28 protein-coding genes are annotated in these 25,367 nt (G+C 36.5%); 4 read left to right on the forward strand and 24 right to left on the reverse strand.

Going from position 1 to position 25,367, the window contains the following annotated elements:
- Position 1 precedes the first annotated feature (1 nt).
- Genes C8D70_RS13825 through C8D70_RS13835 form a run of 3 tightly spaced genes read left to right on the forward strand, consistent with a single transcriptional unit; the run spans position 2 to position 3,312 of the window.
- A complete protein-coding gene (locus tag C8D70_RS13825) occupies positions 2-1,690 on the forward strand; it encodes a C45 family autoproteolytic acyltransferase/hydolase (protein ID WP_110367683.1) in 1,689 nt (562 codons plus the stop codon).
- Positions 1,687-2,052, forward strand: a complete 366-nt coding sequence (locus tag C8D70_RS13830; protein ID WP_110367684.1) for a hypothetical protein — start codon at positions 1,687-1,689, stop codon at positions 2,050-2,052. The genes C8D70_RS13825 and C8D70_RS13830 overlap by 4 nt, the downstream gene beginning before the upstream one ends.
- 6 nt (positions 2,053-2,058) lie before the next feature.
- Positions 2,059-3,312 (forward strand): DUF3887 domain-containing protein, encoded by a 1,254-nt coding sequence (locus C8D70_RS13835; protein WP_110367685.1) that lies wholly within the window; start codon positions 2,059-2,061, stop codon positions 3,310-3,312.
- 51 nt (positions 3,313-3,363) lie between these two features.
- On the opposite strand, the gene C8D70_RS13840 is transcribed toward C8D70_RS13835, so the two are convergent.
- From C8D70_RS13840 to C8D70_RS13930, 19 genes are all read right to left on the reverse strand, one after another.
- Positions 3,364-4,536, reverse strand: a complete 1,173-nt coding sequence (locus tag C8D70_RS13840) for a DUF2062 domain-containing protein (RefSeq protein ID WP_076595479.1) — start codon at positions 4,534-4,536, stop codon at positions 3,364-3,366.
- A 4-nt stretch (positions 4,537-4,540) separates the two neighbouring features.
- Positions 4,541-5,017: a hypothetical protein gene (locus C8D70_RS13845; protein ID WP_110367686.1), complete on the reverse strand. Its 477-nt coding sequence runs from the start codon at positions 5,015-5,017 to the stop codon at positions 4,541-4,543.
- Between the two features lie 5 nt (positions 5,018-5,022).
- Positions 5,023-5,394, reverse strand: coding sequence for a 3-hydroxyacyl-ACP dehydratase (locus C8D70_RS13850; RefSeq protein WP_083688797.1), 372 nt, complete (start codon positions 5,392-5,394; stop codon positions 5,023-5,025).
- A 78-nt stretch (positions 5,395-5,472) separates the two neighbouring features.
- Positions 5,473-6,108, reverse strand: coding sequence for a hypothetical protein (locus C8D70_RS13855; RefSeq protein ID WP_110367687.1), 636 nt, complete (start codon positions 6,106-6,108; stop codon positions 5,473-5,475).
- Positions 6,074-6,700 carry a LolA family protein gene (locus C8D70_RS13860; RefSeq protein WP_076595481.1) on the reverse strand — a complete coding sequence of 209 codons (627 nt, stop codon included), beginning with the start codon at positions 6,698-6,700 and terminating at the stop codon, positions 6,074-6,076. Before C8D70_RS13860 ends, C8D70_RS13855 begins: the two co-directional genes overlap by 35 nt.
- On the reverse strand, positions 6,693-7,448 hold the full coding sequence (locus C8D70_RS13865; RefSeq protein WP_076595482.1) for a polysaccharide deacetylase family protein: 756 nt from the start codon (positions 7,446-7,448) through the stop codon (positions 6,693-6,695). The genes C8D70_RS13860 and C8D70_RS13865 overlap by 8 nt, the downstream gene beginning before the upstream one ends.
- Before the next feature lie 69 nt (positions 7,449-7,517).
- Positions 7,518-7,790, reverse strand: a complete 273-nt coding sequence (locus C8D70_RS13870; RefSeq protein ID WP_110367688.1) for a hypothetical protein — start codon at positions 7,788-7,790, stop codon at positions 7,518-7,520.
- Entirely contained in the window at positions 7,783-8,616 is an 834-nt protein-coding gene (locus C8D70_RS13875; RefSeq protein ID WP_110367689.1) for an alpha/beta hydrolase fold domain-containing protein, read from the reverse strand. Before C8D70_RS13875 ends, C8D70_RS13870 begins: the two co-directional genes overlap by 8 nt.
- A 47-nt stretch (positions 8,617-8,663) precedes the next feature.
- On the reverse strand, positions 8,664-9,386 hold the full coding sequence (locus tag C8D70_RS13880; protein WP_076595485.1) for a helix-turn-helix domain-containing protein: 723 nt from the start codon (positions 9,384-9,386) through the stop codon (positions 8,664-8,666).
- Positions 9,387-9,427: 41 nt separating this feature from the next.
- A complete protein-coding gene (locus C8D70_RS13885) occupies positions 9,428-10,489 on the reverse strand; it encodes a beta-ketoacyl synthase N-terminal-like domain-containing protein (protein WP_076595486.1) in 1,062 nt (353 codons plus the stop codon).
- Positions 10,486-11,685: a beta-ketoacyl-[acyl-carrier-protein] synthase family protein gene (locus tag C8D70_RS13890; protein ID WP_076595487.1), complete on the reverse strand. Its 1,200-nt coding sequence runs from the start codon at positions 11,683-11,685 to the stop codon at positions 10,486-10,488. Before C8D70_RS13890 ends, C8D70_RS13885 begins: the two co-directional genes overlap by 4 nt.
- 84 nt (positions 11,686-11,769) lie before the next feature.
- Positions 11,770-12,027: a phosphopantetheine-binding protein gene (locus C8D70_RS13895; RefSeq protein WP_034692439.1), complete on the reverse strand. Its 258-nt coding sequence runs from the start codon at positions 12,025-12,027 to the stop codon at positions 11,770-11,772.
- A gap of 83 nt (positions 12,028-12,110) precedes the next feature.
- Positions 12,111-12,650 carry a 3-oxoacyl-ACP synthase gene (locus C8D70_RS13900; RefSeq protein WP_110367712.1) on the reverse strand — a complete coding sequence of 180 codons (540 nt, stop codon included), beginning with the start codon at positions 12,648-12,650 and terminating at the stop codon, positions 12,111-12,113.
- A 10-nt stretch (positions 12,651-12,660) separates the two neighbouring features.
- On the reverse strand, positions 12,661-13,827 hold the full coding sequence (locus C8D70_RS13905; RefSeq protein ID WP_110367690.1) for a beta-ketoacyl synthase N-terminal-like domain-containing protein: 1,167 nt from the start codon (positions 13,825-13,827) through the stop codon (positions 12,661-12,663).
- Positions 13,824-14,252 (reverse strand): acyl-CoA thioesterase, encoded by a 429-nt coding sequence (locus C8D70_RS13910; protein ID WP_110367691.1) that lies wholly within the window; start codon positions 14,250-14,252, stop codon positions 13,824-13,826. The genes C8D70_RS13905 and C8D70_RS13910 overlap by 4 nt, the downstream gene beginning before the upstream one ends.
- The gene (locus C8D70_RS13915) at positions 14,242-15,510 is read right to left on the reverse strand and encodes an ABC transporter permease (RefSeq protein WP_110367692.1); all 1,269 of its coding nucleotides are present in this window, start codon (positions 15,508-15,510) and stop codon (positions 14,242-14,244) included. The genes C8D70_RS13910 and C8D70_RS13915 overlap by 11 nt, the downstream gene beginning before the upstream one ends.
- A complete protein-coding gene (locus tag C8D70_RS13920) occupies positions 15,497-16,255 on the reverse strand; it encodes an ABC transporter ATP-binding protein (protein ID WP_110367693.1) in 759 nt (252 codons plus the stop codon). The genes C8D70_RS13915 and C8D70_RS13920 overlap by 14 nt, the downstream gene beginning before the upstream one ends.
- Position 16,256: 1 nt before the next feature.
- Positions 16,257-17,252 carry a BtrH N-terminal domain-containing protein gene (locus tag C8D70_RS13925; protein ID WP_110367713.1) on the reverse strand — a complete coding sequence of 332 codons (996 nt, stop codon included), beginning with the start codon at positions 17,250-17,252 and terminating at the stop codon, positions 16,257-16,259.
- A 61-nt stretch (positions 17,253-17,313) separates the two neighbouring features.
- On the reverse strand, positions 17,314-17,718 hold the full coding sequence (locus C8D70_RS13930; protein WP_110367694.1) for a hypothetical protein: 405 nt from the start codon (positions 17,716-17,718) through the stop codon (positions 17,314-17,316).
- Positions 17,719-18,017: 299 nt separating this feature from the next.
- On the opposite strand from C8D70_RS13930, the gene C8D70_RS13935 reads away from it, so the two are divergent.
- Positions 18,018-18,197: a bacteriocin-like protein gene (locus tag C8D70_RS13935; RefSeq protein WP_089695162.1), complete on the forward strand. Its 180-nt coding sequence runs from the start codon at positions 18,018-18,020 to the stop codon at positions 18,195-18,197.
- 431 nt (positions 18,198-18,628) lie between these two features.
- Here the strand turns inward: C8D70_RS13935 and C8D70_RS13940 are convergent, their stop codons facing one another.
- The 5 genes from C8D70_RS13940 to C8D70_RS13960 are packed head-to-tail and all read right to left on the reverse strand — an operon-like array spanning position 18,629 to position 25,262.
- The gene (locus C8D70_RS13940; protein WP_110367695.1) at positions 18,629-19,072 is read right to left on the reverse strand and encodes an ABC transporter permease; all 444 of its coding nucleotides are present in this window, start codon (positions 19,070-19,072) and stop codon (positions 18,629-18,631) included.
- A 7-nt stretch (positions 19,073-19,079) separates the two neighbouring features.
- Positions 19,080-19,511, reverse strand: a complete 432-nt coding sequence (locus C8D70_RS13945; protein ID WP_110367696.1) for a hypothetical protein — start codon at positions 19,509-19,511, stop codon at positions 19,080-19,082.
- Positions 19,511-20,650, reverse strand: a complete 1,140-nt coding sequence (locus C8D70_RS13950; protein WP_089695170.1) for a beta-ketoacyl-ACP synthase III — start codon at positions 20,648-20,650, stop codon at positions 19,511-19,513. Before C8D70_RS13950 ends, C8D70_RS13945 begins: the two co-directional genes overlap by 1 nt.
- Before the next feature lies 1 nt (position 20,651).
- Positions 20,652-21,566, reverse strand: coding sequence for a hypothetical protein (locus C8D70_RS13955; RefSeq protein WP_110367697.1), 915 nt, complete (start codon positions 21,564-21,566; stop codon positions 20,652-20,654).
- Between the two features lie 42 nt (positions 21,567-21,608).
- Entirely contained in the window at positions 21,609-25,262 is a 3,654-nt protein-coding gene (locus C8D70_RS13960; RefSeq protein WP_110367698.1) for an MMPL family transporter, read from the reverse strand.
- Between the last annotated feature and the right edge of the window lie 105 nt (positions 25,263-25,367).

Consider the following 25,367-nt stretch of genomic DNA (forward strand, 5'->3'; position numbering starts at 1 on the left):
AGTGAAAAAAACTAAAATCATTTATACAGCCTTTCAAAGAACTTTTCTTTATCTCACGCTCTGTTTTTTCCTCGCATCCTGTGGAATATCAAAATCTGTCCGGCATATTCCTGAGGTAAAACAATATATTCTGGAGGTTCCAAAAATTACCAGAGTCAACGACAGCACTTTCAGCTATAATCAGAATTACCTTACCAAAAATAAACAGCAGCTCTGGGAGCTTTACATTCAGGGAAATCCTTTACAATTAGGATATAATAACGGAGCACTGACACAAAGCCTGATGCAGAAACAGGAAAGCATTTTCTTTTCAAAAGTGGAAAGTTTTGTTCCTTCAAAATTCAAGCAGCGGCTGTTAAGAGGTTTTTTGAAATGGTACAACAGAAAAATGTATCTCAATGTAAGAGAAGACTATCAGGCAGAATTATATGGCTTGTCACAATATTCATCTGATCAGTATGACTTTATTGCTCCTAAATATTTAAGAAACCTTTACCTGCACGGAGCTCATGATATCGGACATGCCATGCAGGATCTTGCTATGGTAGGCTGTACATCTCTTGCTGTATGGAATGAAAATACTGAAGACGGAGACTTGTTGATTGGAAGAAATTTCGACTTTTATGTGGGAGACGATTTTGCTAAAAATAAATTAGTGGAATTTGTTCAGCCGGAAGAAGGAATTCCCTACATGTCAGTAAGCTGGCCGGGAATGATTGGTGTAGTGTCCGGAATGAATAAAGAAGGAATTACGGTGACTATTAACGCCGGAAAATCAAAAATCCCTCTGACTGCAAAAACGCCTATCTCCCTTGTTACAAGAGAAATTTTGCAGTATGCCAAAAATATAGATGAAGCCATTGCTATTGCTAAAAAAAGAAAAGTTTTCGTTTCAGAATCTATTCTTGTTGGCAGTGCAGCAGATAAAAATGCAGTCATTATTGAAGTTTCACCTAAAAATTTCGGAGTGTACAGAGTGCAGAATACCAGCCAGATTCTTTGCACCAATCATTTCCAGTCTGAAACTTACAAGGACGACAAAAGAAATCAGAAACAGATTGAAGAAAGCCACTCAGAATACCGTTATGAAAAACTTCAGGAGCTTTTGCAGGAAGAAAAAAAGATCACTCCCCAAAAGATGGCTTCTATTTTAAGAAATAAATCCGGCTTAAAAGATGAAAGTATCGGTTATGGAAATGAAAAAGCGCTTAATCAGCTGCTCGCTCACCATGCTGTTATATTTTCCCCTCAGAAAAAACTGGTTTGGGTTTCTTCCAATCCTTATCAGCTGGGAGAATTTGTTTGTTATGACCTGAATGAGGTTTTTTCCGGTAAGCCACTATCACAAAGTCTGCTGGCGAAAACAGATTTGAATATCGCAAGAGATCCATTTGCCGATTCTGAAGAATTTCAAAATTATGAACTGTCTAAAATATTGGGTAAAGAAATCAATAAGGCAGCGGAAAATAAAGATATATTGTTGACAGATGATTTCATACCTTATTATGAATCTATGAACCCAGATTTTTGGCTGGTCTATTATCAGTCAGGAAAATATTATTTTAGCAAAAAAGAATATTCAAACGCAAAAATGGAGTTTGAGAAAGCTCTGACGAAAGAAATTACAACGATTCCCGACAGAAAAAATGTTGAAAAATCCCTGAAGAAAACCTTAAAGAAACTGAAATGATCCCCAAATATATAAAACTGCTTTTCTGCATTCCTTTCCTCATTATCATCTGCCATTCAGTATACCTGTGTACGGTTTACAGCTCTATACCTGACATTATCCCGATTCACGGGTACGGAAATATGAAAGATAATGATGGAAGCAAAATATTTGTGGTGTTTCCTGTACTGATGAATCTGGCTGTTCTTATTTTTATCTGGCTGATCATCAGAAGACCGGATAAAATAAAGTTTACTTTTGAAATCAACGAGGACGAAAAAGAAAAAACATACCATATCACCCAGTTAGCTCTGGTAATTATTGCGATATTTGTTACCATCATGATGACACCGCTATCATTTTACGATGTGGTTTATAAATAATAGATTATGAAAAAACTCTTAACCTTATTCTTTACAGCATATGCTCTGTTATCATTTTCTCAGGACAGAAAAGAGATAGGAAATACTTTCATCAAAGCTTTATTAGTGGATAAGAATATAGAAAAAGCACATTCTTATTTCGATCCTTCCGTAGCAGGACAAATTCCGGTAGATCAGCTTAAAGCTGTTACGGAACAGCTACAGGGACAGATTGGAGGTTTGAAAAATATCCTTGAAGTAAATAATGAAGGAAACACCTATTATTACTATTCCGAATTTGAAAAAACAAAACTGGATGTTCAGCTTACTTTTGGAGAAAATAATAAACTACTGGGCTTCTTCCTGGTTCCTCATAAATCATTTGAAAAGCCTGATGAGAAAACCACACTAAAAATTAAAAGCGATGGCATTGAACTGAACGGAACTCTGTTGATTCCTCCCTCCAACAATAAAAATAAGCTGGTTATTTTCGTTCACGGTTCCGGAGCGCATGACAGAGACGAAACCATTGGAGAAAACAAACCGTTTAAAGACATTGCAGAATATCTTTTAGCCAACGGAATTGCTTCCTACCGATATGATAAAAGAACCTATTCCTATCCTGAGACATTTAATGAAAAATCTACTGTGGAAGAGGAAACCATCAATGATGCGGTAAATACTGCTCTTTATTTTAAAAAGAATGCTTATTACAAAGACTACCAGATTATTATTCTGGGACATAGCCAGGGAGCTTATATGATGCCAAAAATTGCAGAAAAATCGCAGGTTTCAAAATATGTTTTTATGGCTGGGAATGCGAGACCATTACAGGATTTATTAGTAGAACAGTATGAGTATCTTCATGCTATAGATCCAACTCAAGTACCTGCTGAGGCGGTGCAGGAAGTAAAAACTAAGGTAGCCTTTTTAAATTCATCTCAATTTAGTATAAGTTCACCATCATCAGAACTTCCTTTGGGACAATCTGCTGCTTATTGGAAATATATAAAAGATTACAATCAGCTTAATGAGGTTAAAAAAGTAAAAGCTCCCATGTTTTTTGCACAAGGGGGAAGAGATTATCAGGTGACAGGGAAAGACTTTAATCTTTGGAAAGAAACATTGAAAAATGATAAAACAGCGGTGTTTAAGTTTTATCCTGCATTAAGCCACTTGTTTATTGCCGGAAGCGGAAAACCATCTCCAAAAGATTATGAAACAAAAGGGAAGGTGGATGAACACTTTTTAAAAGACCTTGCAGATTTTATTCTGAAATAATTGCAATGAGATTATTGCTCTCATAAGCCTGGAACATTGTCCCGGGCTTTTTTAATTGTTTTCCGGACTTACTTTATTCAAAAACAGAAAAGAGGCTATCCCTGTAAGCGCAGAAAGTGTAGTGCTTAAGATAAAACTCCCGATAATATATTGCAGAAGATTGTTCTTAATCAGTTCAAAATTCAAATCCTGACTTAAAATATCACTGTCACCACTTACAAACGGTGCTCCCAGAAAAAGAGAAGCAGCAATGATAAAGGGAATAAAAGGCGGAAGACTTACATTGGATGCTACAAAGGCAAGTACTTTATTAAGTTTGAAAAGTACAGACAGACTGATAACCAGAAGGGTCTGAAATCCCCAGAAAGGAGATAAACCTATAAATACTCCCAAAGCTATGGAAAATGCTTTTGTACGGTTACTACCGTCACTTTCTAAGACATCTTCCTGAATGAATCTTTTAAAGCTTTTTTTTTTGAAATTATTCACAAAGTTTCTCGGAATAATATAAAGTAAGGTAATCGTCACGAGAATTGTATTCAGAATACTGATCCTTGTAAAATCTTTGAAAGGTCTGAAATGTGAAACCCGTTCCTTCGGATCGTATAACACTTTAATAGGAACATTTTTTACGGGAACATACCTCCACGCAGTTCTTACAATGATTTCAATTTCAAATTCAAACTTAGGCGTGAAATATTTCTTGGGAATTTTATGCAAAGGATAAAGCCTGTAGCCCGATTGGGTATCTTCCAGTCTGATGCCGGTTTCAAACCAGAACCAGAAATTGGAAAAACGGTTTCCGAAACTGCTTTTCTTAGGAATACCATCCTGAGACATATTTCTGTTCCCAATCAGAAGAACATCCTCTTTTTCCTGAAGAAGAGCCTCTACAAATACCGGAATATCATCCGGATAATGCTGTCCATCCGAATCAATCGTGATAGCGTAGTCATATCCTGAATTCTTTGCTGCCCTGAAACCTGTTTTAAGGCCATTTCCTTTCCCTTTGTTCTCCGGCAGGGAAATGACAGTAATCTGAGGATATTGAGTAAGAATCTGAGGGGTGGAATCTGTAGAACCATCATTAACCACAATAATACTTTCGGTGTACTCGAGAACACCGTCAATCACCCTTTTCAGAGTTTTTTCATTATTGTAGGTAGGTATTAAAACGCATATCTTCTTTTCAGAAATAGCATTCTGTACTTCAGCAAGGAACATTTTTTTATTTTAAAGTGGCTCTTTCCGTCTCTGTCATGGTTTTAGATTGCATTGCAAACCTTTTGATATAGCCTTTTAATGCTGTATTCTGTTTGCTGTAATTGTTCAACAGGAAAGCTTTATCATCCTTCAGACTTCCACGGTATCCTACAATCTTTGGAATATTTTCCTGAACGCTCATTCTGATCAGACGAAGTTCTGCATTATTAGGATTACTTTTGATAACGCTTTCAAGGCTTGTAGCTCCCGTTTTTACCAGAGATTTTCTGTTGCTTTTGGCAATTTTGGCTTCCATAATCTTCGCCGCTGCTTTATACCCAACCGTTACAGCGTCAGAACCGGATTGTTTTTCCGCAGTTTCAATAAAGCTAGCTGTATTGGTATTGGATTCGTTCGCTTTTGCATAGCTGTTTCTCAGCGTTTCAAGATCAGATTGAAAGAAAAAAACAAATGCTGCGATGAATGAAAAGATTAGTTTCATGATGCTTATTTTTTATAGCTTACAGACATTTTCAATGCAATAGTCTCGCCAAAAGAAGTTGTGTTTTTTACTTTGACATCTTCTTCATTTTCAGTAATATCAAGCTGAAGAACCAGATCAGGGGTTTCAAAAGGATTGATAATCGCCATGAATTTTACATTGGAAGCTGTTTTCAGGAATAATTTCGAACCTGTAAATTCTTCAGTGAGTTCTTTAATGATCTGCATCATACAAACACCGGGAGTTACGGGATTTCCAGGAAAATGTCCTTTGAAAATATCGTGGTCTTTATTAAGATGAATATGAGCAGTAAATTTTCCGTCTTCTGCCTTATCGTATGATGTTAAAGTATAAAAGTCTGTAAGAATGGTTTGCATGATCTTATTTTTTAAGATTAAAGTATAATCAATTTCTTTTCAAAAAAACAGGTATATCCATAGATTTGAGAGCAGAAATTATTCCGTTTCGGTTATTTGAAATAGTTTTATGTTGATCTTAAAATCCTTATGCTGCAGGTTCAAGCTGTCTGCGAAGATAGGTTTTTTTGCATCAAAAGTAAAATCGATTTTCTCCTTGTTATTTTTCGTGTAAACAATCTCTTTCAGTAAGCCATTTTCTTTGCTGAAGAAAAGATAATAGCTCATGTTGCCAATTTTTGAAAGGTAGATTCTAGCATTCTCATTTTCAAAACTTTCATTGACCGGATATCTTCTTTTCAGAAGCTGACGGAAATCGTTTTTCAGGAAATTGATGACTATTTTTTTATCCAGATCAGGAAGTACATAATTCAGTTTGAAATCGTTCTCAGAAACTTCAAAATCAATAAGTTTGTTCCCAAAATCTGAAGTTAACGCAACACGGTGCGTTGTTTCATTCAGTTTTTTGATGATCAGAATTCCGCTCACATGGTTTTTATAGATATCCATCTGGCATTTGTAGACATAATCTTCACCGGAAGAAAAGTATAAATTTTCAACCGTTTTTTCAGAGGTTGAGGCAGGCTTTACATCAGTAAGCTTATAAGTTTTACAGGAAAGAGCCAGGATCAGAATCAGGCTATAAAGAAAACTCTGACGCAGGAATGGTAGCATTGATCTTGGTATTTTTGAAAACAATATTGGTAGTGTCTCCGGAAGCCTCAGTCATATTCACCTGTGAAACGGCCGACTGGTTCTTTGGGAAATACAGCTCAATCTGTTTGATATATTTCAACAGCTGGGATGTTTTAGGAATAAACTTCGCTATATTGTAATTCCCATTCTTAAAATACGTTACTGTGAACTCAGGATCATTGAACATTGTTCCGTTTGAGCTTCCTACAATCAGTTTATTGATTTTTTCAAATGTTTTGCTCTTCGCATCCACAGACGATTTTTTCCCCTGATCATTGATGAAGATTTTATTGCTTTTAAAAACAATGCTGTACTGATAAGGCTTAGTATATTTCCAGCTCAGCATATTGGGGGTCTGCAAAGACATTTTCCCATAAGTAACAATACTTTTATCCAGAAAATCCATTTTTTTGGTCTGGGTAAAATCACTCTGCAAAGTTTTAATCTCTTTCGTCTCAGAAGATACCTTCGATATAAATGCTTTAGCTTCAGCTCCTGACATGGCCGTGTTTTGGGCAAAAAAGAAACCGGAAACCAGTAAGAATGCTCCGAAAGCAATATTTTTAATCATTTCTATTTGAATTTATCACTGTATCCACAGTAAAGGTTGAATATTTTTTATCCTTCAAAAATACTAATAAATTGGTCAGCACACGATAAGTCTTTTCCGAAGTGTCGTGAAGGAGGATAATACTTCCTTTTTTCAGGCCTTTGGTCACTCTGCTGTATATTTTCTTTTCATTATCAGTAATGGTATCCAGAGAGCGGACATTCCATCCGATACTTATTTTATTTGTTTTTTTGATTGCCTTTGCAATATTAGGATTCGTCACGCCGAAAGGCGGCCTGTAAAGACTGGTCTTGATATTCCCCACATTCTTCATGATTTCATCACATCTTTCAATCTCCTCAATCATTTTTGAGGTTGATAAGAAACCTGTGGAACTGGAATGCGATAACGTATGGTTACCAATCGTATGACCTTCTGCAATCATCCTCTGAAAAGTTTCAGGATATTTTTCAATCTGTTTTCCGATACAGAAAAAAGTGGCTTTTATCTGATGTTCTTTAAGCAGATCTAAAAACTTTGGAGTAAATTCAGTAGGGCCGTCATCAAAAGTAAGCGCTGCTTCTTTAATTTTGGTTCGCCTATGAGTGATGCTGTTGACGAAATATCCCAGTTCAATATCAAATGAACCCCATACTACTACGGCAGAAAAAGCAAAAAAACAAAACAGATATACCCAGAAACTTCCGTGGAACGCATAAATAAAAGCGTTACAGAAAATATAAAACAGAATAAACGGATAATGCTTCACCTTATTTTCTTTGAATATGAGGGTTCAAATGTAACTAAAAGTTCAATAAAATCCTAAATGATCAAATCTTTAAAATTGCTTATCCAGAATGTGATACTCTGTTTTTTGCATGAAAGGATAGTAAGGCAATATTGCTATACGTTCTTTTGCGTCCAGCTCATCAATATTTCTGAAAATAAGAACTGCATCTTTTTTTGAAACGGAGATAAAGAAATTTTCCAGAACTCCTTCTTTCTTCCAGGTGTGGATAAATTCCATTTCTTTTTTCGGAAGCTCAGGGTTTGCTTTTATCTGTTGAATTCCCTCATCGGAGAGGGTAATTAAAATCAATATGTTATTCATTTTCTGTGCTATTAAAAAAGTTATTAATATTCATCATCAGATCCTGAGATGAGTGGCTGAAAATATTCATCTGCGTTAGGACATGTCCTTCTGCTCCATAAATTTTAAGCTGGGATTTTGGCTGGATCTTATATACCATTTCAAAAAATTGAATGGAGTCATCAAACAAAATTTCGTGAGTTCCCACCGCTATAAATACAGGAGGAAAGCTCTCAAAGTGAACTTTACTGGGGTCCGCTGGTCCAAAATCGTTGCCTGCATAGGCGTAGGCGAAGTTTTTTACCATCTCTTTATTTAAAATCTGATCCAAATGCTGACGGTTTTCTGAAGATGGATTATTGGTTTCAAGATTATACCATGGTGAAATAAGGGCAACTGCTTTTGGAGATTTTATTTCTCTGCGGCTGATTTCATACACTGATTTTATAATTAAGCCACCTCCTGCGCTGTCTCCGAATAAATAAAAATGATGATCAGGATATTGGTGAAATGCCCATTCATAAATATTTAATACATCGTTTAACCCATTCGGGAATGGTTTTTCAGGAGCCAGAGAATACTCTATGAAAAGAACTGACCGGTTTAATTCTTTAGCAAAATGCGAAACCATTGCTTTATGAGACCGGATGGAGCCAACGGCATAGCCGCCTCCATGTATATAAATGATAAGCTCATTGGGATGAGGGTTTTCAGGCTGAAACCAATAGCATTTGATTCCTTTTATTATTTCTTCTGAAATGGCAATACTTTCTTCTGGAGGGTAAATAGTACCGACACTGTCATATAAAGCTCTGTTTTCTTCAATTAATTGATTATTAATGCTCATTGTGTAATTTATTTAATAATTAAACTTAAGCAAATTTAATTGAAGATTTATTCTAAAAATTGTATCAGATCACTTTTCTTTCTAAGTTTTAAGGGAGATATACCAAACATCTGATACATGTATTTATTCATTTGAGAAGAATCGTAAAATCCGCACTCGTGGGCAATTGAGGTTAATGAAATATCTTTTTTGGACAGAATAAGAAAGATAGCACTCCTGATTCTGGTCCATAGTAAAAACTTCATAATACTGCTTCCGGTCTGCTGCTTAAATAAAAAAGCAAGACGGGATGAAGAGAGTGAGACGGTCTTCGATATTTGATCAAGAGTTAATCTGGTAGACCGGTATTCATTATTGATGATAGCAATGGCACTGTTTACTCTATTGTCTGTGATCTGGACGTTTTCATCAGCATTCATTGATCTGATGAGATCCCGGATGTTGATTTCGATTCCTGTGATCCCGAAAAAATTCATAAAGCTTTCCTCGGTGAAAAATATTTCAGTGTTTTTGCTTCCTAATTTTTCAGATATATTTTTTCCTGCAATGGAGTATGCTTCTACATTCATTACAATCAAATTACTATTTGTACAAATACAGGAATGAGAAACCTGAGGTCTTATGATAAAGCCAAAGATATTCTCACAGTATTGATCTCCAGATATGGTATGAAAAGGATTGTCCGAAGTATATACAATCTGATAGGCAGAATGTCTGTGTACATCAACATTTGATTTATGGGCTTTTAACGCTAATATTAAATTATTCATAAACTGGCTGTTGAAATAACTGCAATTTTTTAAATATAGATTTAAACCCTTTCCAGCAGAACCAGGCTGTGATCATTTCCTCCCAGATGATTATAAAGAAGAACATTATTCAGATTGTCTTTTTTCTGAGAATTGATCATCATAATTTCCGGGATCTGCTGTTCCTTAAGTATATGACAGGCTATAAACGTAGAAAACCCACTTGCCGTATTAAATTCTCCACTCAGATGTTTATAATACAGCTGTGCGGAATCCGGAAAGATATCCATTGCTTTTGTATAGTAGATATCTGAATCTGCATCTCCACTGAATCCTAAGATAACAGCATCAACATCACCAGTTGAAAGACTATTCTGAGCTAAGAAATTCCGGATAAAATCCTGTACTTCATTCAATTCAACCTTATTATTAATTTGGATATTCTTAAGCTTGGCGTAAGAGTTTTCAGTCTTATCTTTTCCTACAACAAAAAAACTGGCACCTTCACCCCAGATCACTCCATTAGTCGTAGAGTTTAAATAATCTGCAGGAAGATCAGTTTCTTTTTTGATGGTATTATTCAGAAGGTAAAGCTCCATTATTCTGTCCGTCTGTTCATCTGTAGAACCTGCCAGAACATTTTCTGCTTCTCCGTCATTGATCTGAAGCTGAGCGTCCAGTAATGAAAACTCAAGGGAAGAAGATGTATTTACATACGTGAAGTTATACGCATGACACTGTAATCCCAGAGCAATCTGTCCAGCTACCGTGTTATGGGTAGACTGGATAAAAAAGGTAGGCGTAAGGAACTCTTCATGGTTATCAATTACGTTTTTCAGGAATTTTTCAGAATCCTGCGAGCAGCCCATTCCGGTTCCTACGATAATGGCATCCGGCTGTTCAATTCCAGCTTCCTTCAGAGCGTAATGCGATGCTACAGAACTCATTTTTACCGTTTTAGACATTCTCCTGATCATCGCAGGCGGAATGAACTCTTTGTAAATAGGTTCTATGGCCTTAAGGATGTTTGAAGAATTTTCAGGATGAAGGTTCTGAAGAATATTTTCATTTAAAGTGTCCTGAACCGAGATACAGGACGCACTGTTGATGTATACTGCACTCATGATTTTGAGAAAATTAAGGTAGAACAGTTTCCTCCGAATCCAAATGAATTGGAAAGAACATGATGAATGTTTTTTTCTTTCAGTTCGGTAACAGGAGTAAGGTCAAACTCTTCCATTTTTGTTTTGAAATTCAGATTCGGGAAGATCACGCTGTTTTGCATGGCTAAAATTGAAAATACGGCTTCAATTCCTGCCGCAGCGGCCAGCGTATGGCCTGTAAATGCTTTTGTAGAACTAAATTCAGGGACCTGGTTTTCCCCGAAGATTCTGATCATGGCAATTCCTTCCGATAAATCGTTGTTGGGCGTTGCCGTTCCGTGAACGTTGATATAATCTATATTTTCTTTTTCCAATCCTGAGATTTTAAGGGCTTGCTGCATGGCTAAAAATGCACCCTGTCCGTTTTCTGAAGAGGCTGTCTGATGATGGGCATCATTGGCATTTCCATAGCCGGAAAGATAGGCCAGAACTTTTTTATTTTCTTTTTTGACTATTTCTTCAGACTCAAGCACTAAGAAAGCCGCAGCTTCCCCAAGATTCAGTCCTTTTCTGTTGTTGTCAAAAGGAGTGTTGTAAGAATCGGTAAGGATCATCAGGGTATTGAATCCGTTCAAAGTAAATTTTGAAAGAGAATCTGTTCCCCCCACAATAACGCGGTCCAAAACTCCGTTTTTAATCAGTTTAGCGCCCATCATAATGGCATTAGCAGCTGATGAACAGGCTGTACTGATGGTAGAAACCATTCCTTTTAATCCCAGGTAACCGGCAATCGCCAATGAAGAATTTCCGGCATCGTGTGCGTCAATATATTTTTGCTTTTCGGGAAAGTCTTCGTAAGAGTAGAAATATTTTTCGGTGATATCCATCCCCGCTACACTGGTAGAGGAGATCAGCCCTGTTCTGCAACTGTTAATATCTGATATTCCGGCACTTTCTACAGCTTCTTTTGCAGCAACCATTCCTAATAAAGACGTTCTTGTTATATTGTTGTCTTCATCAAGCTGAAGCTGCTGTACAAGGTCTTCATTGGATAATTTTATTTCACCCGTTTTAATGCTTCCGGCGTGGCGGGTCTCAAACATTTCAATATCTGAAATCCCGTGTTTTCCGGATTGTAATGAAATAAAATTTTCCTCCACATTGTTTCCGATGGAGGAAATGATGCCCATTCCTGTTATGGCAATTTTTTGACTCATGACATTAAATAATGTAACAATTCGGCAATCTAACAATTGACCAATAATTTCTGCATTGATATACTGTTAGATTGTTATAGTAATTTATTTCGTTCTGTTATCCTCGATGAATTTTGCCATCGTATCGATAGACTGGAAAATCTCTTTTCCTTTTTTAGGATCGGCTAATTTTATTCCGTAGTCTTTATCAAGAAGAACGATCAATTCCAAAGCATCAATAGAATCTAATCCTAAACCTCCTCCAAATAACGGATCAGTATCTTTGATTTCTTCCACAGATACATCTTCAAGGTTAAGAACTTCAATAATTTTGTGCTTCAATTCTGTTTTTAAGTTTTCCATAAATAGTATTTTAATGTAACAATATATCAATGTACCAGTTTACCAATGGTTGTTATTGCCTTTAGCATTGGTACATTGTTAAATTATAATGTGAGCAAATATACAAAAGCTTTATAATTTTCCTGATACAATTCCACCCAGCCGCACAATACTTTGTCAGCTTTTCCGGAGTGCAGAATCTGTTCAGAATAGTCGTTTAAAAAATTTTCATCCAATTCGTCCAAAACGAAAAAAGCATTTTCAGTCTGCATTTTGTGCTTAATGCTGATTTCGCCTACACAGATATTGGGCAAAGTGTAGACAAAAACTGCAGGACTCGGGTAGAAGTTATCCTGATCGTTGATACTTTCCTGATATTTGAAATCCGTATCCAGACTGGATGACCTGTTGGCAAAAACGATGGCCGTTCTGCTGTGATCCTCATCTTTCAAAATAGTTTCAGCGGAAAGAAAGGCCAGCTTGCTCAGATTATCCATTTTATGAAATTTAGGATAGCTTAGATCTAAGCTTTTATACGCTTCTTTGGCAAATTCCTGAAAGGTTTCGCTCTGGCTTTCAAAAACAAGATTTCCGTCAACGGTTATTTTTGAATGTTCTAGGGTACTGCTGTTGAGTTTCTTCATTACGTTCATTTTAACATTTTTCCAGTACAACAGCCGCGTTGCAACCGCCAAAACCGGAAGCGGTCTTTAGAATATATTTAATCTCTGCAGTCTGGCTTTCTCTGATGATATTCAAAGGCTGGGTTACTCCCGTTTCTTCAAAATTCTTTGAAGGAAGCAGCGTGTTGTGAAGAGCACTTTCCATAGAAATAATACTTTCCAGAAGTCCGGAAGCACCCAGGCAGTGTCCGTAATAGCCTTTCATACTGTTGAGCGGAATATTCTGGAGATTCATTCTGTTGAAGGCAATGGCTTCCATTTCGTCGTTATATAGAGTAGCCGTTCCATGGGCAGAAATAAAATCGATCTGTTCCGGAGAAACATTCGCTTCATCCATTGCATTTTTAATACTGGCATATAAACCGTCTCCCGTTCTGGAAGGTCCGGAAATATGATTGGCATCATTAACGGAAGAGTCTCCCAAAACTTTAAAACTAAATTTTTCGTTTTTTGGGATTCTCCCTTCGTCAGAATGACAACCAGTTACATAAGCTGCAGCAGCTGCTTCCCCGATGTTGATTCCGTCCCTGTTTCTATCATAAGGCTGGCAAGGTCCGGAGCCAATCGCCTGAAATGAATTGAATCCTGAAATAACAAATTCAGAAAGTTCATCACCTGCCACTACAAAGGCATCTTTATATCTTCCTGCCTGAATCATATTCTTAGCAACAGCAATAGCCATTACTCCTGAAACACAGGCATTGGAAATAACAATAGGTTTTGTTTTGAATCCAAAAAAATCTGCTATTCTCTGTGCTAATTTTGATAAATAAACGCATTCTGGCAGCTCAGACTGATTTTTTAACAGGCTGATATTTCCTTTCGTGGTGGAAAGGATGAAAGCGGTGTCTTCCGAAACGGGATGTTTTTCAACAAGTGGCTGTAAGCTTACAAGAAGCATTTTTTCCAGTCTTGTGAAATTGGGAATGTCATTCTGAGCGTAGTCGAAGAATCTGCTAAATTCTTCATTCAGTTTGTCAGAATCAATCATAGAAGCATAAAAAGCATCCTGATTGTCTATAATTTTATGTAAAGCAACCCCTGATTGTCCTGCTGAAAGTGCCTTCCAGTTGGAATCAACATTGAAGCCCAACGGAGTCACACAATTGTAGTCTGTGATATAAATTTCTTTCCTCATGATAATCCCATTTTATCTTTCCAGTTTTGAAAAAACTCCGGATTGTACAGGCATAAGCTTCCGTTGCTATCAAGAAACACCTGAATGGTTTCACCACTGCAAACCAATTGGTCTTCCTGATTGAAAAGCTCATATCTGTAAATAAGCTTGGCAGAAGCGGAATTGATAAACGTAGTTACAATTCTGAATGTTTCTCCATATTTTAACGGAAGAAAATGTTCACAGGTACTTTTTACGATAGGCGTTACAAATCCTGCATCCTGAATGTCAAGATAGGTAAGACCGTGCAGACGTCCGAAAGCTTCTCTTCCGTCTTCAAAATACACGATATAATGCCCATGCCAGACAATTCCCAGCGGATCTGTCTCATTGAATCTTACTCTGACTTCTTCAGTACAGGTTAATATATTTTCTTTAGACTGCATTTTGTTTTTTTTCGTAAAAAAGGGAAATAGTAACGGTGGCGATATAGAACAGGAAAAGAAAAATCAGTTCTTTAGCAATTCCACCAATTCCGCTGTTTCTCAAAATAATATCATAATAGGCATTCAGTCCCCAGTTCATAGGAGAGAATTTTGCAATGGTCTGCATGAATTCCGGCATTAAAAATACAGGAACCCAGATTCCGCCAATGGCTGCCAGAACCACTACGGAAGTGGCGCCAAATGGGGCAGACTGTTCCTGGGTATCGGCAATCGTTCCTAATAAAACACCAAATCCAATTGCTGCCAGCCCTGCAAAAAATGTTACTGTCACAAGCTGGAACATTTTTCCGGATACATCAAAAGCCGGAAGATCCATATAAGGGAAAAGATAAATACCTACCGCAACCATCAGTAAAAACTGAATAAGGCAGATGATAAGATAGGTAAATGTTTTTCCTAAAATATGTACAAAATAAGGGGTAGGGCTTATTCTTGCTCTTACACTTGTTCCCTGGCTTTTTTCTTTTACCAGATTGATGGATAAAGGGACTACAATAAAGAATATGGCAAAAAGAGTCCATGCAGGAACGTTGTGCTGAACAGAATTCGGCATTACATCCATTTCTCCTTTCCTGGGCGTGATTTCTTTAAAGCTGATCAGGTTTTTATTTTCGTCAAGATTTTCCGTTGTTCCCAGCTGATCCTGGAATGCTTTGTAAATCTTTTTATTTTCAATCTCAAAAACCATTTTGTTGACAGAATTCATCACTGAATTTTTGAAGCCCACATTAGTTGCAGGATCAAAGTACAAATGAATTTCTTTCGCCTTAGGTGCAGCAGTTTTTACCTTTGCAGAATCTCCTTCCAGTCCGAATGAACTTACAATGGTCTGAACTTTAGAATCAATATTGGAATTTAAATCTTTCGTTAAATTTTCAGGAATGACAATCGCCATCTGATAATCTCCGGAAAAGACAGCATCCTGAGCTGATTTTTCATTAAAATTGGTCAGAAGCTGGAATGTTTTGCTGTTTTCCAGTTCTGCTTTTATGTTTTTTGAAACTTCAGATTTGTCCTGATCAATAAAAATAATAGGAATCTTTGATCCTTCAAGGTTTTTAAAGGTAGAATCCTGAATAAGGGTAATGGTGACAATCAAAAGCAGCGGCATCACAAAGATGATGACAATTCCTCCGATATCCCTTTTCAGCAGAAGGATTTCCTTAATAAAACTTCTCCACAGTTTATACAACAACATCTCTTAATTCTTTTCCGGTTAATGAAATGAAAACATCCTCAAGGTTTTCAGCACTTGCTACTCTGTTCACCAGTTCTTCAGGAGTTCCTACAGCATGAATCTTTCCATGATCGATGATGGCAATTTTAGTACAAAACTCTTCTGCTTCTGAAAGGTGATGGGAAGTATAAATGATACAGGTTCCCTGTTTGTTTAAATCCAGAAGATAGTCGATAATTGCTTTTTTAGACTGAACATCCACACCAACGGTTGGCTCGTCCAGAAAGAGAACTTTAGGGTTATGAAGTGTTCCTGCGATGAGGTTGCAGCGGCGTTTCATTCCTCCTGAGAATTGTCCCACCTGTTTGTTGGCAAATTTTGAAAGTCCCATGATTTCCAGTGATTCATCAATGGCTTTTTTAAGCGGGTTATGCTTTAAGCCATACAAACTTCCAAAAAACATCAGATTTTCTTTTGCTGTAAGCGTTGGATATAAAGCGTATTCCTGTGGAACGATACCGATAATCTGTCTTATTTTGAAACCATCCTTCTGAGGAGATAAGCCATTAATGGTAAACTGTCCTGAAGTAGGTTTTATCAATCCTGAAAGCATCGAAATCAATGTTGTTTTTCCGGCTCCGTTGGGTCCGAGAATTCCGTAGATTTCGTTTTTGCTGATGTTCAAAGAGATATCATTTACAGAAAACTCATCAGAATTTTTGTATTTTTTGTACAGGTTTTTAATCTCAATCATATTTTCTGCCATATCAGATCGCTTTTCTCAGTTTTTTATAAAAAGCTTCTTCCAGATCAGCAATGTGCAGCATCGTTTTTGAAAGTTCATGATAGATATTGCTTTTAGAGTTTCTGTTTTTATACACCCGGGCAATATCCACAGCAAAATCTCTCCAAAGATCACCAATAGAAGTTATTTCTTTTGATAATTCCTTAAGCTCTTCATTTTTAAGAATGACCGCCGCTTCCTGAAGAAACGCTCCGTAAATAAACCTGAATCCTCCACCTCCGGTTCCGATTTCCTCCTGCATTCTGATCAACTGTCCCAAATAATGATTGGTCACTTTTGTTCCTTTCTTCTCAGCCCATTTGGGGATGCTTTTCGCTACCCATCTCATGGCTTTTACCCCAATAAGCGGTACGGGTGCGAGCATATTTTTACAGGTATCTTTAATTCCTTTTTTGATGGCTTCTTCAAGATTTACATTTTCCGGCACATAAACAGGGTAGTACATATGCCCTTTCGGAGGAAGTGCTCCTTTTGCATATCTTACTTTTTCCAGTTCGGCTTCGGAAAGGGATGTTGTATAATCCATCACGGGATCACTGATCAGGAATTTTCCGTCTTCTTTTCCGTACACCACAAGGTTGTGGGCATTGAAGTGGAATTTATATTCTTCAGGAAAATAAGTAAGGTTGAAAACGCCCACCTGAAGTCCTGTAGGAATGTTTTGTTCCAGATTTCTTTCAAGAGCTTTTTGGGCATCTTTAGGATTTGAGAATTTTTCTCTTTTGATTTTAATTCCTAATCTTTTGGCTGCTTTGCTGAAAATAGCACCCGGCATCGGACGATAGCTGAAGCCCGGAGCAAAATTCACCTTTAAAAAAGGAAGATAGACAAAAAACAGTCCTGAACCAATCCCGAAGATCATAGGCTCACTTAGTTTCAGGCCTTTATTAAGCAGTAGATTAGAAGCAACACCGTTTTCGCAATGCGCAGTCTGATGGTGTTCAAAGTTTAATTTCATTTGCTGATTGTATCTTTTCATGGGCCAAATGGAACAGGCTTTATTGAAGCCTTATCTCATTTTATTTCCCGTTGAAGTTCTTTAATTCATCCACCGAAATACCGAAAGCATCGGCATATTTTCTCAGTGCATTTTCGCTTAGTGTTTTAAATACTTTTGGTTTAAAATGTCTTTTTACCCTCCATTGCCACATCCCTACATATGAAGCAAGAACGCCAATATCCATTTTGTTCAGTTCCATAAAATAAACAATGGGGCTTGCTGTATTATTGGCAACGCTTTGTTTTGCTTCCTCAATTCTTTCATAAATAAGTTCCATCGATTCATCCAGAGCAGCTTTTTTGGCATCCCAGCCTGTACTGTTTGCTGTCGTGTAGTTGTCATTCTCATCCGTTACATACAGAACTTCAGTCATGTTGGCGGATTTCAGGTTACTTTCGTCTTGAGGCAGGTCTTGTTTTTTCATCTAAATAATGTTCATTTTTTTAGATTACAGATGGGAAATAGTCACCTGTTTTTTGATTCTTTTAATCAGGTGGCTAAAATAGTGAAAATACATTATATCGTTATCGTAATTACAAAAATCCACTATTATAACATTACTGAATGTTATGGTCTATTGAATCAATACCTGATTAAATTGAATTATGTTAAATTATAAATTTTGTTAAAAATGCTGATGATTAATAGTGTTTTGTTGGGTTTCTGGTTGTTTTATTTATATTTGTTTGTCTCAATAATTAAAAAACTAATAAAACAAAAACCATGAAAAACTTAAGACAGCTTACAAAAAATCAGTTAAAAAAAGTAAAAGGAGGTTTAACTGCTTATATTTCGTGTGCTAACGGAACTAATGGGCAAATACGAAATGTAGGGGTTAACACCGATATCGCAACTGCTGCTGAGCAGATTTGCGGAGGCAATGATTATGAAGTTATTATCTAAAAATACTAAAGCTTCAATTAAGAAATATGCTGTTTAGATCCTAAGTAGCATATTTTTTTGTGTTTCTCCCTGACCATCAGAGTTTCACGGATTTCTCCAATGTTTCACGTGAAATAATTTATCTTATGATGAGGTTTTGTAAGTGTAATTTGTTGGTTATCAGTTGTCTTTCGAAAATATTATAAGAGAGGGAATGAAGAAAAAATGTATGTTTTTATTGTAAAGCTTTTGTAATCAATTCAATAGGAGTGGGCTTTAGCCCACTTGCAAAAAATGAAAAAATTCAACTGGCTTTAGCCAAAATATATATTTTAAACACAATGGGACAAATGAGTTGCACGAATTTTCACAAATCCATTTAAGATTAATATTTAGAACAAAAAAAACTGTACGTTTTGTACAGCTTTTCTATATCTATGTTCAATTGATCTTTACGATTTTACTTCCTGAATAAACAGGTTGATTTCTGCTCTGATCAATAATTCATCATGAGTAAAAGTTTCACAGAAAATGTGGCAGATATTCTCAAATTGTGAGATAAGTGATGCTTTGGAAATGATTTTATCATTTACTTTCGGAAGGGCGAATATCTCAATCTTCTTGATATTGGTAATGAACCCGATTACTTTTGTATCGGCTTCAGGATTTTCAAAGAAGCTTTGTCCAAGAATAGATGAGCAGGTTTGGGCCATATTTTCGATTAAGCCGGCTTCTGCAAGCTCATTGTTGTGAACAAATATATTATCTTCTTTTATTTCAAAGGAAGTCACCACTTTTTCTTTGGTCAGTTCAAGGATATAATCTGCCATCAGCATCGGTTCACGATGTGGTAAAAAGTTGTGTATATTGATGATATTTTCTTCCTTTATTTCCATTTTCAGTTTATTTTACAGCGGTTTTCATTTGAGATTTTGCAATCACTTCACCGTTCAGTTTCGTAACGATATCTACCAGGGTTACTCCCATTACTTCGTTAAGGATGGTTACCTCAGATTTCAGATGATCTCCTACTTTAGGCAGTATTTCAGCCTCAAAAGATTTAATGGCTCCGATATACCCGGTGGGAGCATCTTTTCCCAGCAGATAATATTTGTATCCGGTATGCAGGGCAACACTCTGTGCCTGATGCTCAATCAGTCCCGAAGCCTGGAATTGTCCGTCCTGGATAAAAAGGTTGTCTTCCTTTATCTCAAAACCGGATAAAAGGTGGCTTTCAGAATATTCTGACAATTCATGAACCATTACAAAAGGAAACCTTTGAGGAATAAGGCTTTCTACAAAATCTTTATCGGATGTGGGCAGTTTGTTCTCCATTAGCAAACGGTTAATAAAGCACAAGAATAAGCGAATCTTCCACTTTCAGGAACACAAAGAAGTACTTTTTCTCCTTTTTTTAGTTTTCCTGAATTCATCAGCTCCTCAAGGGCAATAAATATAGATCCTGCGCCGATGTTTCCAACCTCAGAAAGGTTATAGAACCATTTCTCTGCAGGGAAGTCCATTCCTTTTTTCGCAAACTCTTCTTTCAGTCCGTCTTTAAAGTATCCGGAAGAAATATGAGCGAGTACGTGGTCTATTTTTTCAGGATCCAGATTATGTTTATCGAAAGATGATCTTAAACTTTCAGCTCCTTTTACCAGAATGTATTTATCAAGGATTTTGGTATCCTGTTTAATGGCAAAAATAGATTGCTTCAGCCATTCATCAGAAGGGTAGTCTGCCCATGATTTCAGGCTTCCGTCTTCCAGTTTGTCGCATCCGGCATACATACATGCTTCAATTTCGTGTGCATAAGAATAGAAATCAATGAATTCTACTTTTAAAGAAGTGCTGTTTTCTCTCGGTTTATTTTCTAATAAGAAAGCTCCTGCTCCATCAGAAAGCATCCATCTCAGGAATTCTCTTTTGAAAGCAATAATAGGTCTTTCCTCCAGTAATTTTAAATTTTCAGCTTCATGGTTGAACTTGTCAGCAGTCATCCACGCAGACATTCTTTCTGAGCCTGCGCATACTGCATTTTCCTGTACACCGGCTTTTACGGAAAGGAATCCATAGTTCAGGGCATTCATCCCTGAGTTGCAAAGACCTGTTGAAGTATTAATTTCAATAGATTTTCCGATGTTCAGTTCACCGTGTACCATAGAAGCGTGGGAAGGCTGGATCTGGTCCGGTGAAGTAGTTCCTACAGATAATAATTTCATATCTTCCTTTTTGAAATTTTCATCAAAAAGGCCTTCGATTGCTTTTGCAGTAAGCTGCGCATTAGAGTGTGTAGGGTTTCCTTCTTTATCTAAAGCGTAGTATCTTGTGGTAATTTTATTATTTCTCAGGATAAGTGATTTTGCTTTAGATGGCGCATCATTGATAAGCCCAAGATAAGTCTCCATTTCATCATTCGCTACCGGCTCATTGGGTAAGTATTTTGATGCTTTTGTTATAAATACGTCGTACATTCTATTTTAAATTAATTCCTTGTAAATATCTTTTTTGTTTTTGTCTTTTAAACCAAAATATAGGGGTTGTAAGCAGGTGTAAAACCAAAACGACAGGTGAAATAATCCATATCGCTGCCATCAAATATACCTTAAAGAATTTTATCAGCAATGGGCGTTTCTCTTTTTTCTTGATAATGAGATTAGACCACACTGTAAAAATTTTGTTTCCTACCTTCTCTACACGTACCAAAAAAGGGCGTATTTCAATGGCTCCGTTTTTCACAAGATCAGGCTGAAGATTATTAAGGTCGTTATTCTTAAAATGTCTTTCAATAATCTCGCCATACTTTACAGAACCTGTGATTTCTTCATCGGAAACTCCTGCAGCAGGAAGTATTCCTGATTTTTCTTTCTGACCTGTGGTGAGCCATCGGAGAATGGTTAATACACTGGTATAATTGTCGTGTCTGTCTACCAAAGCAATATTTCCTACCAGCTTAGCCTGTAAATCTCTTAAGTAAACCTTTAATTTTTCCTGGGAAAGCATCCACATATTTCTGGTTCCTGAGATGGTGATTACCGGAGTATCTTTAAGAATGCGGCTTGCATATTCGCTTTTTAAGAAAGAAATAATAGGAATAGATGGTGTGAGATACCATACCTGATAACCAAACAGGATAAGGTCATACTTTTTGTTCAGAATTTTTTCCGAAGGAGGCAGGATTTCTTTTGGAATCTGTAAATAAGATTCAGGAAAAGTGTTGAAAAAGACATCGCCTGGCCAGGGAAAAGGAAAATCTTCCTTGAGCTGAATGTTGTAATACGTAATATCATAAGCCTCTTTTTTAGCTTCAAAAGGTTTGGCTATATTTTTCACGATATCTTCGAGTTGCCCGGTTTGTGAATAATATATGACAAGTATATTTTTCTTCATTAGTTTTCTTTAGCGTTTACAAAAATATGTTTTTCATATTTATTATTTAGTTTTAAACACTTTTAATGATTCAGAACTAAATTTTAGTGCATAATTATCATTTACAAATGAAGTGTTTTTTGTATTTACAAAAATGATCGTCTCTGGCAGATTCTGATTTTCATTCAGGGTAAAGTGTTTATCCGAAATCAAAAGAACATCAATCTTTTTGGTCACCTCAGAAACATCTTTTATATACTGTATCTTTCTTCTTTTTACCAGATAGCTGTGCGAAGCTATTGCTCTTTTTTCATCACTTTTTATCAGAGAAAAAATTTTTCGGCTGGCCTGATATAAAGTTAACAGAGCATCTTTTTGTCCAAAATCATCAGCCATATGAAGGATATTGGCTTCATTGGAAATATGTTTGTTCAGCTCGAAATATACGGATTTGTTGGCATTAAAGTCTTCTTTTACTTCTTTTACCACTTCGCTGTCTTTATACAGATAGCTCAGGAATAATTTCTTTTTAAAATAATTTTCATCCTCAATCTCTTCACGCAGTTTGGTAAATTCTTTTCTGAAATAGGCGTTGATCTTCTTTGTTCTCTCAGAATAATTTTGTCCAAAACTCATGTCGTCTTTGCTGACTCTGTTGCCTACTTTTACGGTAATACTTCCGTCATAGATAATGAAATCTCCTTTCGGTAGCACCTCAGAATTTCCGTGGATGTAGAGCGGAAGAATATCCAGCCCGAACTGCTCGGCAAGATAAAATGCTCCCTTATGGAATCTTTTCACATCATTGGTGTAGGAACGTTCTGCTTCCGGGAAAACAACCAGAGAATATCCCTGTTCTACTTTTTCTTTCAGTTTGTCCATTCCATTTTCGATTCCCTGCGAAACAGGGTAAAAGCCCAGCGCTCTTACCAGTTTCCCAAAAACAGGAGACTGATACACCCAGTCATTCACCAGGTAAATGATTTTATGAGTCGCCATTGCAATAGCTAACGTATCCAGAAAGGAGGTATGATTGGCAATGATGACAGCGGGTTTACTGAAATCCTCAGCTGTATTTTTAATGACCTTCTTCTTTACAAATGGATTAGAATAAAGGACAGAAGTTAAAAATCTGGCTAAAATAAGCTTGATAATATTCAATGTCGGTCCTTTGGAGTTCTTAACAAAGAAGCTGCCAAATGCTGAAAATATGATTCCCCCAAGTCCGTAATATAAAAATGATAAGACTGAATTTAGGAACAATCTCAAAGTAATTGGAGAAAGACCTTTTTTGGCCCGGTTGGTAATGAATAATCTGAACCAGAAAGGATATAGGGTAGAAGTAATGATAATAACGGAGAACATTCCTATGAGAGCAACTAATGCTAAAGAATGCAGTGCCGGATGTTTGGCAAAAATCAGGGAACCAATTGAAAGGATGGTTGTGAAAACAGCCAGAATAATAGAAGTTCTATACGTAGGTAATTCATTTTTTCCTGTAGTATGTTCTTTTTGCATAGCTTGGGTAAGGAAAATACTGAAGTCGTCTCCCACTCCAAATACCAGTGTACATACTACGGTGCTGAAAATATTTAATTCTAATCCTAAGAAATAAAGAATTCCGGCCGTTACAACTCCTGTTAGAACAATCGGGAACATGGTAAGAACCGTTAATTCAAAATTTCTGAAGAAAACGATGATGGTTAAAATGATCGCAAGAAGAGAATAATTGATCAGGGTATTGAAATCCCTTTTCAGCAGGCCAAGAAAATTTTCGTTCATCTGTTGGCGGTCAATGGCTATGGCATCATGCTTCTTTTCAATGTCTTTAATGAAAGTGTCTCGTTTTTTTTCGTCTACTTTTACCACATTGGAAACCGTATAGAAACCATTTTCGTTTCTTATGAATTCTGAGACCTGAAGCGCTTTCACTTGTTGATAATCTTTCAGACTTAATGCGGTGTAGCTTTTATGCAAAGTTTCATTGAAATTATCAAAAGCAGAACTGTTGAAACCCAATTTATTTCCATTGCTCACCAGTTCGGAAATGGTCTGCTTTTTCTTCTGATCATTCCAGAAACGGTTCCATTTCTCAATCTTTTTTTGCTGGTCTTTTTCTGAAAGAACAATGCTTCCGATAGAATTGTAGCTTAATATTTTACCTTCTTTCTTCTCTTTTTCAAGGAAGCCGCTCAATTCAGAATTTCTGGTTAATGCTTCTTCTGCTGAGTTTCCATAAGAAATAGTATAAATAGATTTGGAAGTAATATCAGAAAGTTTCTGAAGTTTTGCTTCGCTGATTTTTAACTCTTTTGGGATATAATTCAGGTCACCAATATCTTCATTAAAACCTACATGCCTGAAACCGAAAAGGCAGGCAAGAATAATAATAGAGCATCCTATAATCAGAGGCTTGTTTTTCTCATAGGGATAAGACCCGATCCTGTCAATAAAGTTTGTATTGAGATGTTCTCCTTTTTCTTTTGGCTTGTAAAGCTGGGGAACAATAATTAATGCTGTGATTGAAGAAAGAATCACTGTAATGGCAGCAAACATACCTAAGTCCTTCAATGCTTCCGAGCGAACAAAGATCAGGCATAGGAATGAAACAGCTGTAGTTGCACTACTCAATATAATGGGCTGGGTGATCTCTTTGTAAAGCTCCTCAATATTATTGTTGTGCTTATAATGGGTAAGAATATGCAGGGCATAATCAATGGTAATTCCAATCAGAATGGCTCCCACACTTAATGAAATTGCCGAAATCTTATCTTTAATAAAATAAAGGACTAAGAGAGCAAGCAGTACTGAAAATACGGTGGGGAGAAATACGATGATTGGAGTGAAAATATTTCTGAAATAATAGATCAGAAGGATTAAAAGGACCGTCATGGAAATGACTACCGTGTTCTGAATGTCTTTTTTGATCTGCTTCGCATTGGCCACTGCAATCACCGGAGAACCGAAATAGCTGATCTCTGTTTTTCCTTTGAATTGTTTGTTGATTCCGTCTTTGATGGAATTAAGCTGATCTATAAAGGCTTCATTAGCCTTCGTATCATTACTTTTGTTTTTAGGATCAATGAAAAGCAGGAGGTTCTTGCCATCTTTCGTTACAATATAGCTGTCTTCAAGTTTGAAATCTTTGTTGATGTTTAGAGCATTTAATTTTTTGATTCCCAGAAAAGTCAGTCCCAGAGGGTCTTTTTTAATAAATTCTTTGGTAACAAGACTTGTAGGAGAAACCAATGATATATAATTATCCTCTACCTGTCTGGCAATGCTGTCCTTCTGAAGTTTCTTGTCAATTTCATTATAATCACTATCATTAAGGAATAAAGGTAAATTTTGATTAACAAAATCAAAGGTTTCGGAGATTTCGTTATCATTCACTTTGCCCTGAACAGAGCCGATGTATTTTTGTAACGGATCTATTTTTTTCAGGAAAGTATCTGCCGTTTCAGAAAGTTGGAAGCTGTCTTCCCTGGATTTGTTTTCAATAATAACAATAATCTTATCCGAAAAATTAAGCTGTTTCAAAACCTTTGCAGTGAGACCTGACTTTTCATTTTTAGGAATAATCTGATTGATGTCTTCCTCAAAATTGATCTTTGACGCAAAGAAAATGCATAAAACGGCAATTCCAAGAGCTGTCAGTACAGATAGAATTTTATTTTTGGAAATCAGATAATATAAAAATATAAAAAAGCGATGCATTGCATTTAAATCAAGTCTGCAAATTTAATTTTTTAAGCATTAGTTCAAAATAGTTAGCGATAAGTTTTAACTGAAAATCAATAAAATATTCTAGGAAGAATGAAA

The organism is Chryseobacterium sp. CBTAP 102, from assembly GCF_003201365.1.
GTDB classification, from domain to species: Bacteria; Bacteroidota; Bacteroidia; order Flavobacteriales; family Weeksellaceae; genus Chryseobacterium; species Chryseobacterium candidae.

What these genes read in the sequence shown, in the direction of transcription:
- C8D70_RS13830 (WP_110367684.1), top strand. Translation starts at nt 1,687, where the DNA reads ATGATCCCCAAATATATAAAACTGCTTTTCTGCATTCCTTTCCTCATT.
- C8D70_RS13835 (WP_110367685.1), top strand. Translation starts at nt 2,059, where the DNA reads ATGAAAAAACTCTTAACCTTATTCTTTACAGCATATGCTCTGTTATCA.
- C8D70_RS13840 (WP_076595479.1), bottom strand. Translation starts at nt 4,536, where the DNA reads ATGTTCCTTGCTGAAGTACAGAATGCTATTTCTGAAAAGAAGATATGC.
- C8D70_RS13845 (WP_110367686.1), bottom strand. Translation starts at nt 5,017, where the DNA reads ATGAAACTAATCTTTTCATTCATCGCAGCATTTGTTTTTTTCTTTCAA.
- C8D70_RS13850 (WP_083688797.1), bottom strand. Translation starts at nt 5,394, where the DNA reads ATGCAAACCATTCTTACAGACTTTTATACTTTAACATCATACGATAAG.
- C8D70_RS13855 (WP_110367687.1), bottom strand. Translation starts at nt 6,108, where the DNA reads ATGCTACCATTCCTGCGTCAGAGTTTTCTTTATAGCCTGATTCTGATC.
- C8D70_RS13860 (WP_076595481.1), bottom strand. Translation starts at nt 6,700, where the DNA reads ATGATTAAAAATATTGCTTTCGGAGCATTCTTACTGGTTTCCGGTTTC.
- C8D70_RS13870 (WP_110367688.1), bottom strand. Translation starts at nt 7,790, where the DNA reads ATGAATAACATATTGATTTTAATTACCCTCTCCGATGAGGGAATTCAA.
- C8D70_RS13875 (WP_110367689.1), bottom strand. Translation starts at nt 8,616, where the DNA reads ATGAGCATTAATAATCAATTAATTGAAGAAAACAGAGCTTTATATGAC.
- C8D70_RS13880 (WP_076595485.1), bottom strand. Translation starts at nt 9,386, where the DNA reads ATGAATAATTTAATATTAGCGTTAAAAGCCCATAAATCAAATGTTGAT.
- C8D70_RS13885 (WP_076595486.1), bottom strand. Translation starts at nt 10,489, where the DNA reads ATGAGTGCAGTATACATCAACAGTGCGTCCTGTATCTCGGTTCAGGAC.
- C8D70_RS13890 (WP_076595487.1), bottom strand. Translation starts at nt 11,685, where the DNA reads ATGAGTCAAAAAATTGCCATAACAGGAATGGGCATCATTTCCTCCATC.
- C8D70_RS13895 (WP_034692439.1), bottom strand. Translation starts at nt 12,027, where the DNA reads ATGGAAAACTTAAAAACAGAATTGAAGCACAAAATTATTGAAGTTCTT.
- C8D70_RS13900 (WP_110367712.1), bottom strand. Translation starts at nt 12,650, where the DNA reads ATGAAGAAACTCAACAGCAGTACCCTAGAACATTCAAAAATAACCGTT.
- C8D70_RS13905 (WP_110367690.1), bottom strand. Translation starts at nt 13,827, where the DNA reads ATGAGGAAAGAAATTTATATCACAGACTACAATTGTGTGACTCCGTTG.
- C8D70_RS13910 (WP_110367691.1), bottom strand. Translation starts at nt 14,252, where the DNA reads ATGCAGTCTAAAGAAAATATATTAACCTGTACTGAAGAAGTCAGAGTA.
- C8D70_RS13915 (WP_110367692.1), bottom strand. Translation starts at nt 15,510, where the DNA reads ATGTTGTTGTATAAACTGTGGAGAAGTTTTATTAAGGAAATCCTTCTG.
- C8D70_RS13920 (WP_110367693.1), bottom strand. Translation starts at nt 16,255, where the DNA reads ATGGCAGAAAATATGATTGAGATTAAAAACCTGTACAAAAAATACAAA.
- C8D70_RS13925 (WP_110367713.1), bottom strand. Translation starts at nt 17,252, where the DNA reads ATGAAATTAAACTTTGAACACCATCAGACTGCGCATTGCGAAAACGGT.
- C8D70_RS13930 (WP_110367694.1), bottom strand. Translation starts at nt 17,718, where the DNA reads ATGAAAAAACAAGACCTGCCTCAAGACGAAAGTAACCTGAAATCCGCC.
- C8D70_RS13935 (WP_089695162.1), top strand. Translation starts at nt 18,018, where the DNA reads ATGAAAAACTTAAGACAGCTTACAAAAAATCAGTTAAAAAAAGTAAAA.
- C8D70_RS13940 (WP_110367695.1), bottom strand. Translation starts at nt 19,072, where the DNA reads ATGGAAATAAAGGAAGAAAATATCATCAATATACACAACTTTTTACCA.
- C8D70_RS13945 (WP_110367696.1), bottom strand. Translation starts at nt 19,511, where the DNA reads ATGGAGAACAAACTGCCCACATCCGATAAAGATTTTGTAGAAAGCCTT.
- C8D70_RS13950 (WP_089695170.1), bottom strand. Translation starts at nt 20,650, where the DNA reads ATGTACGACGTATTTATAACAAAAGCATCAAAATACTTACCCAATGAG.
- C8D70_RS13955 (WP_110367697.1), bottom strand. Translation starts at nt 21,566, where the DNA reads ATGAAGAAAAATATACTTGTCATATATTATTCACAAACCGGGCAACTC.
- C8D70_RS13960 (WP_110367698.1), bottom strand. Translation starts at nt 25,262, where the DNA reads ATGCATCGCTTTTTTATATTTTTATATTATCTGATTTCCAAAAATAAA.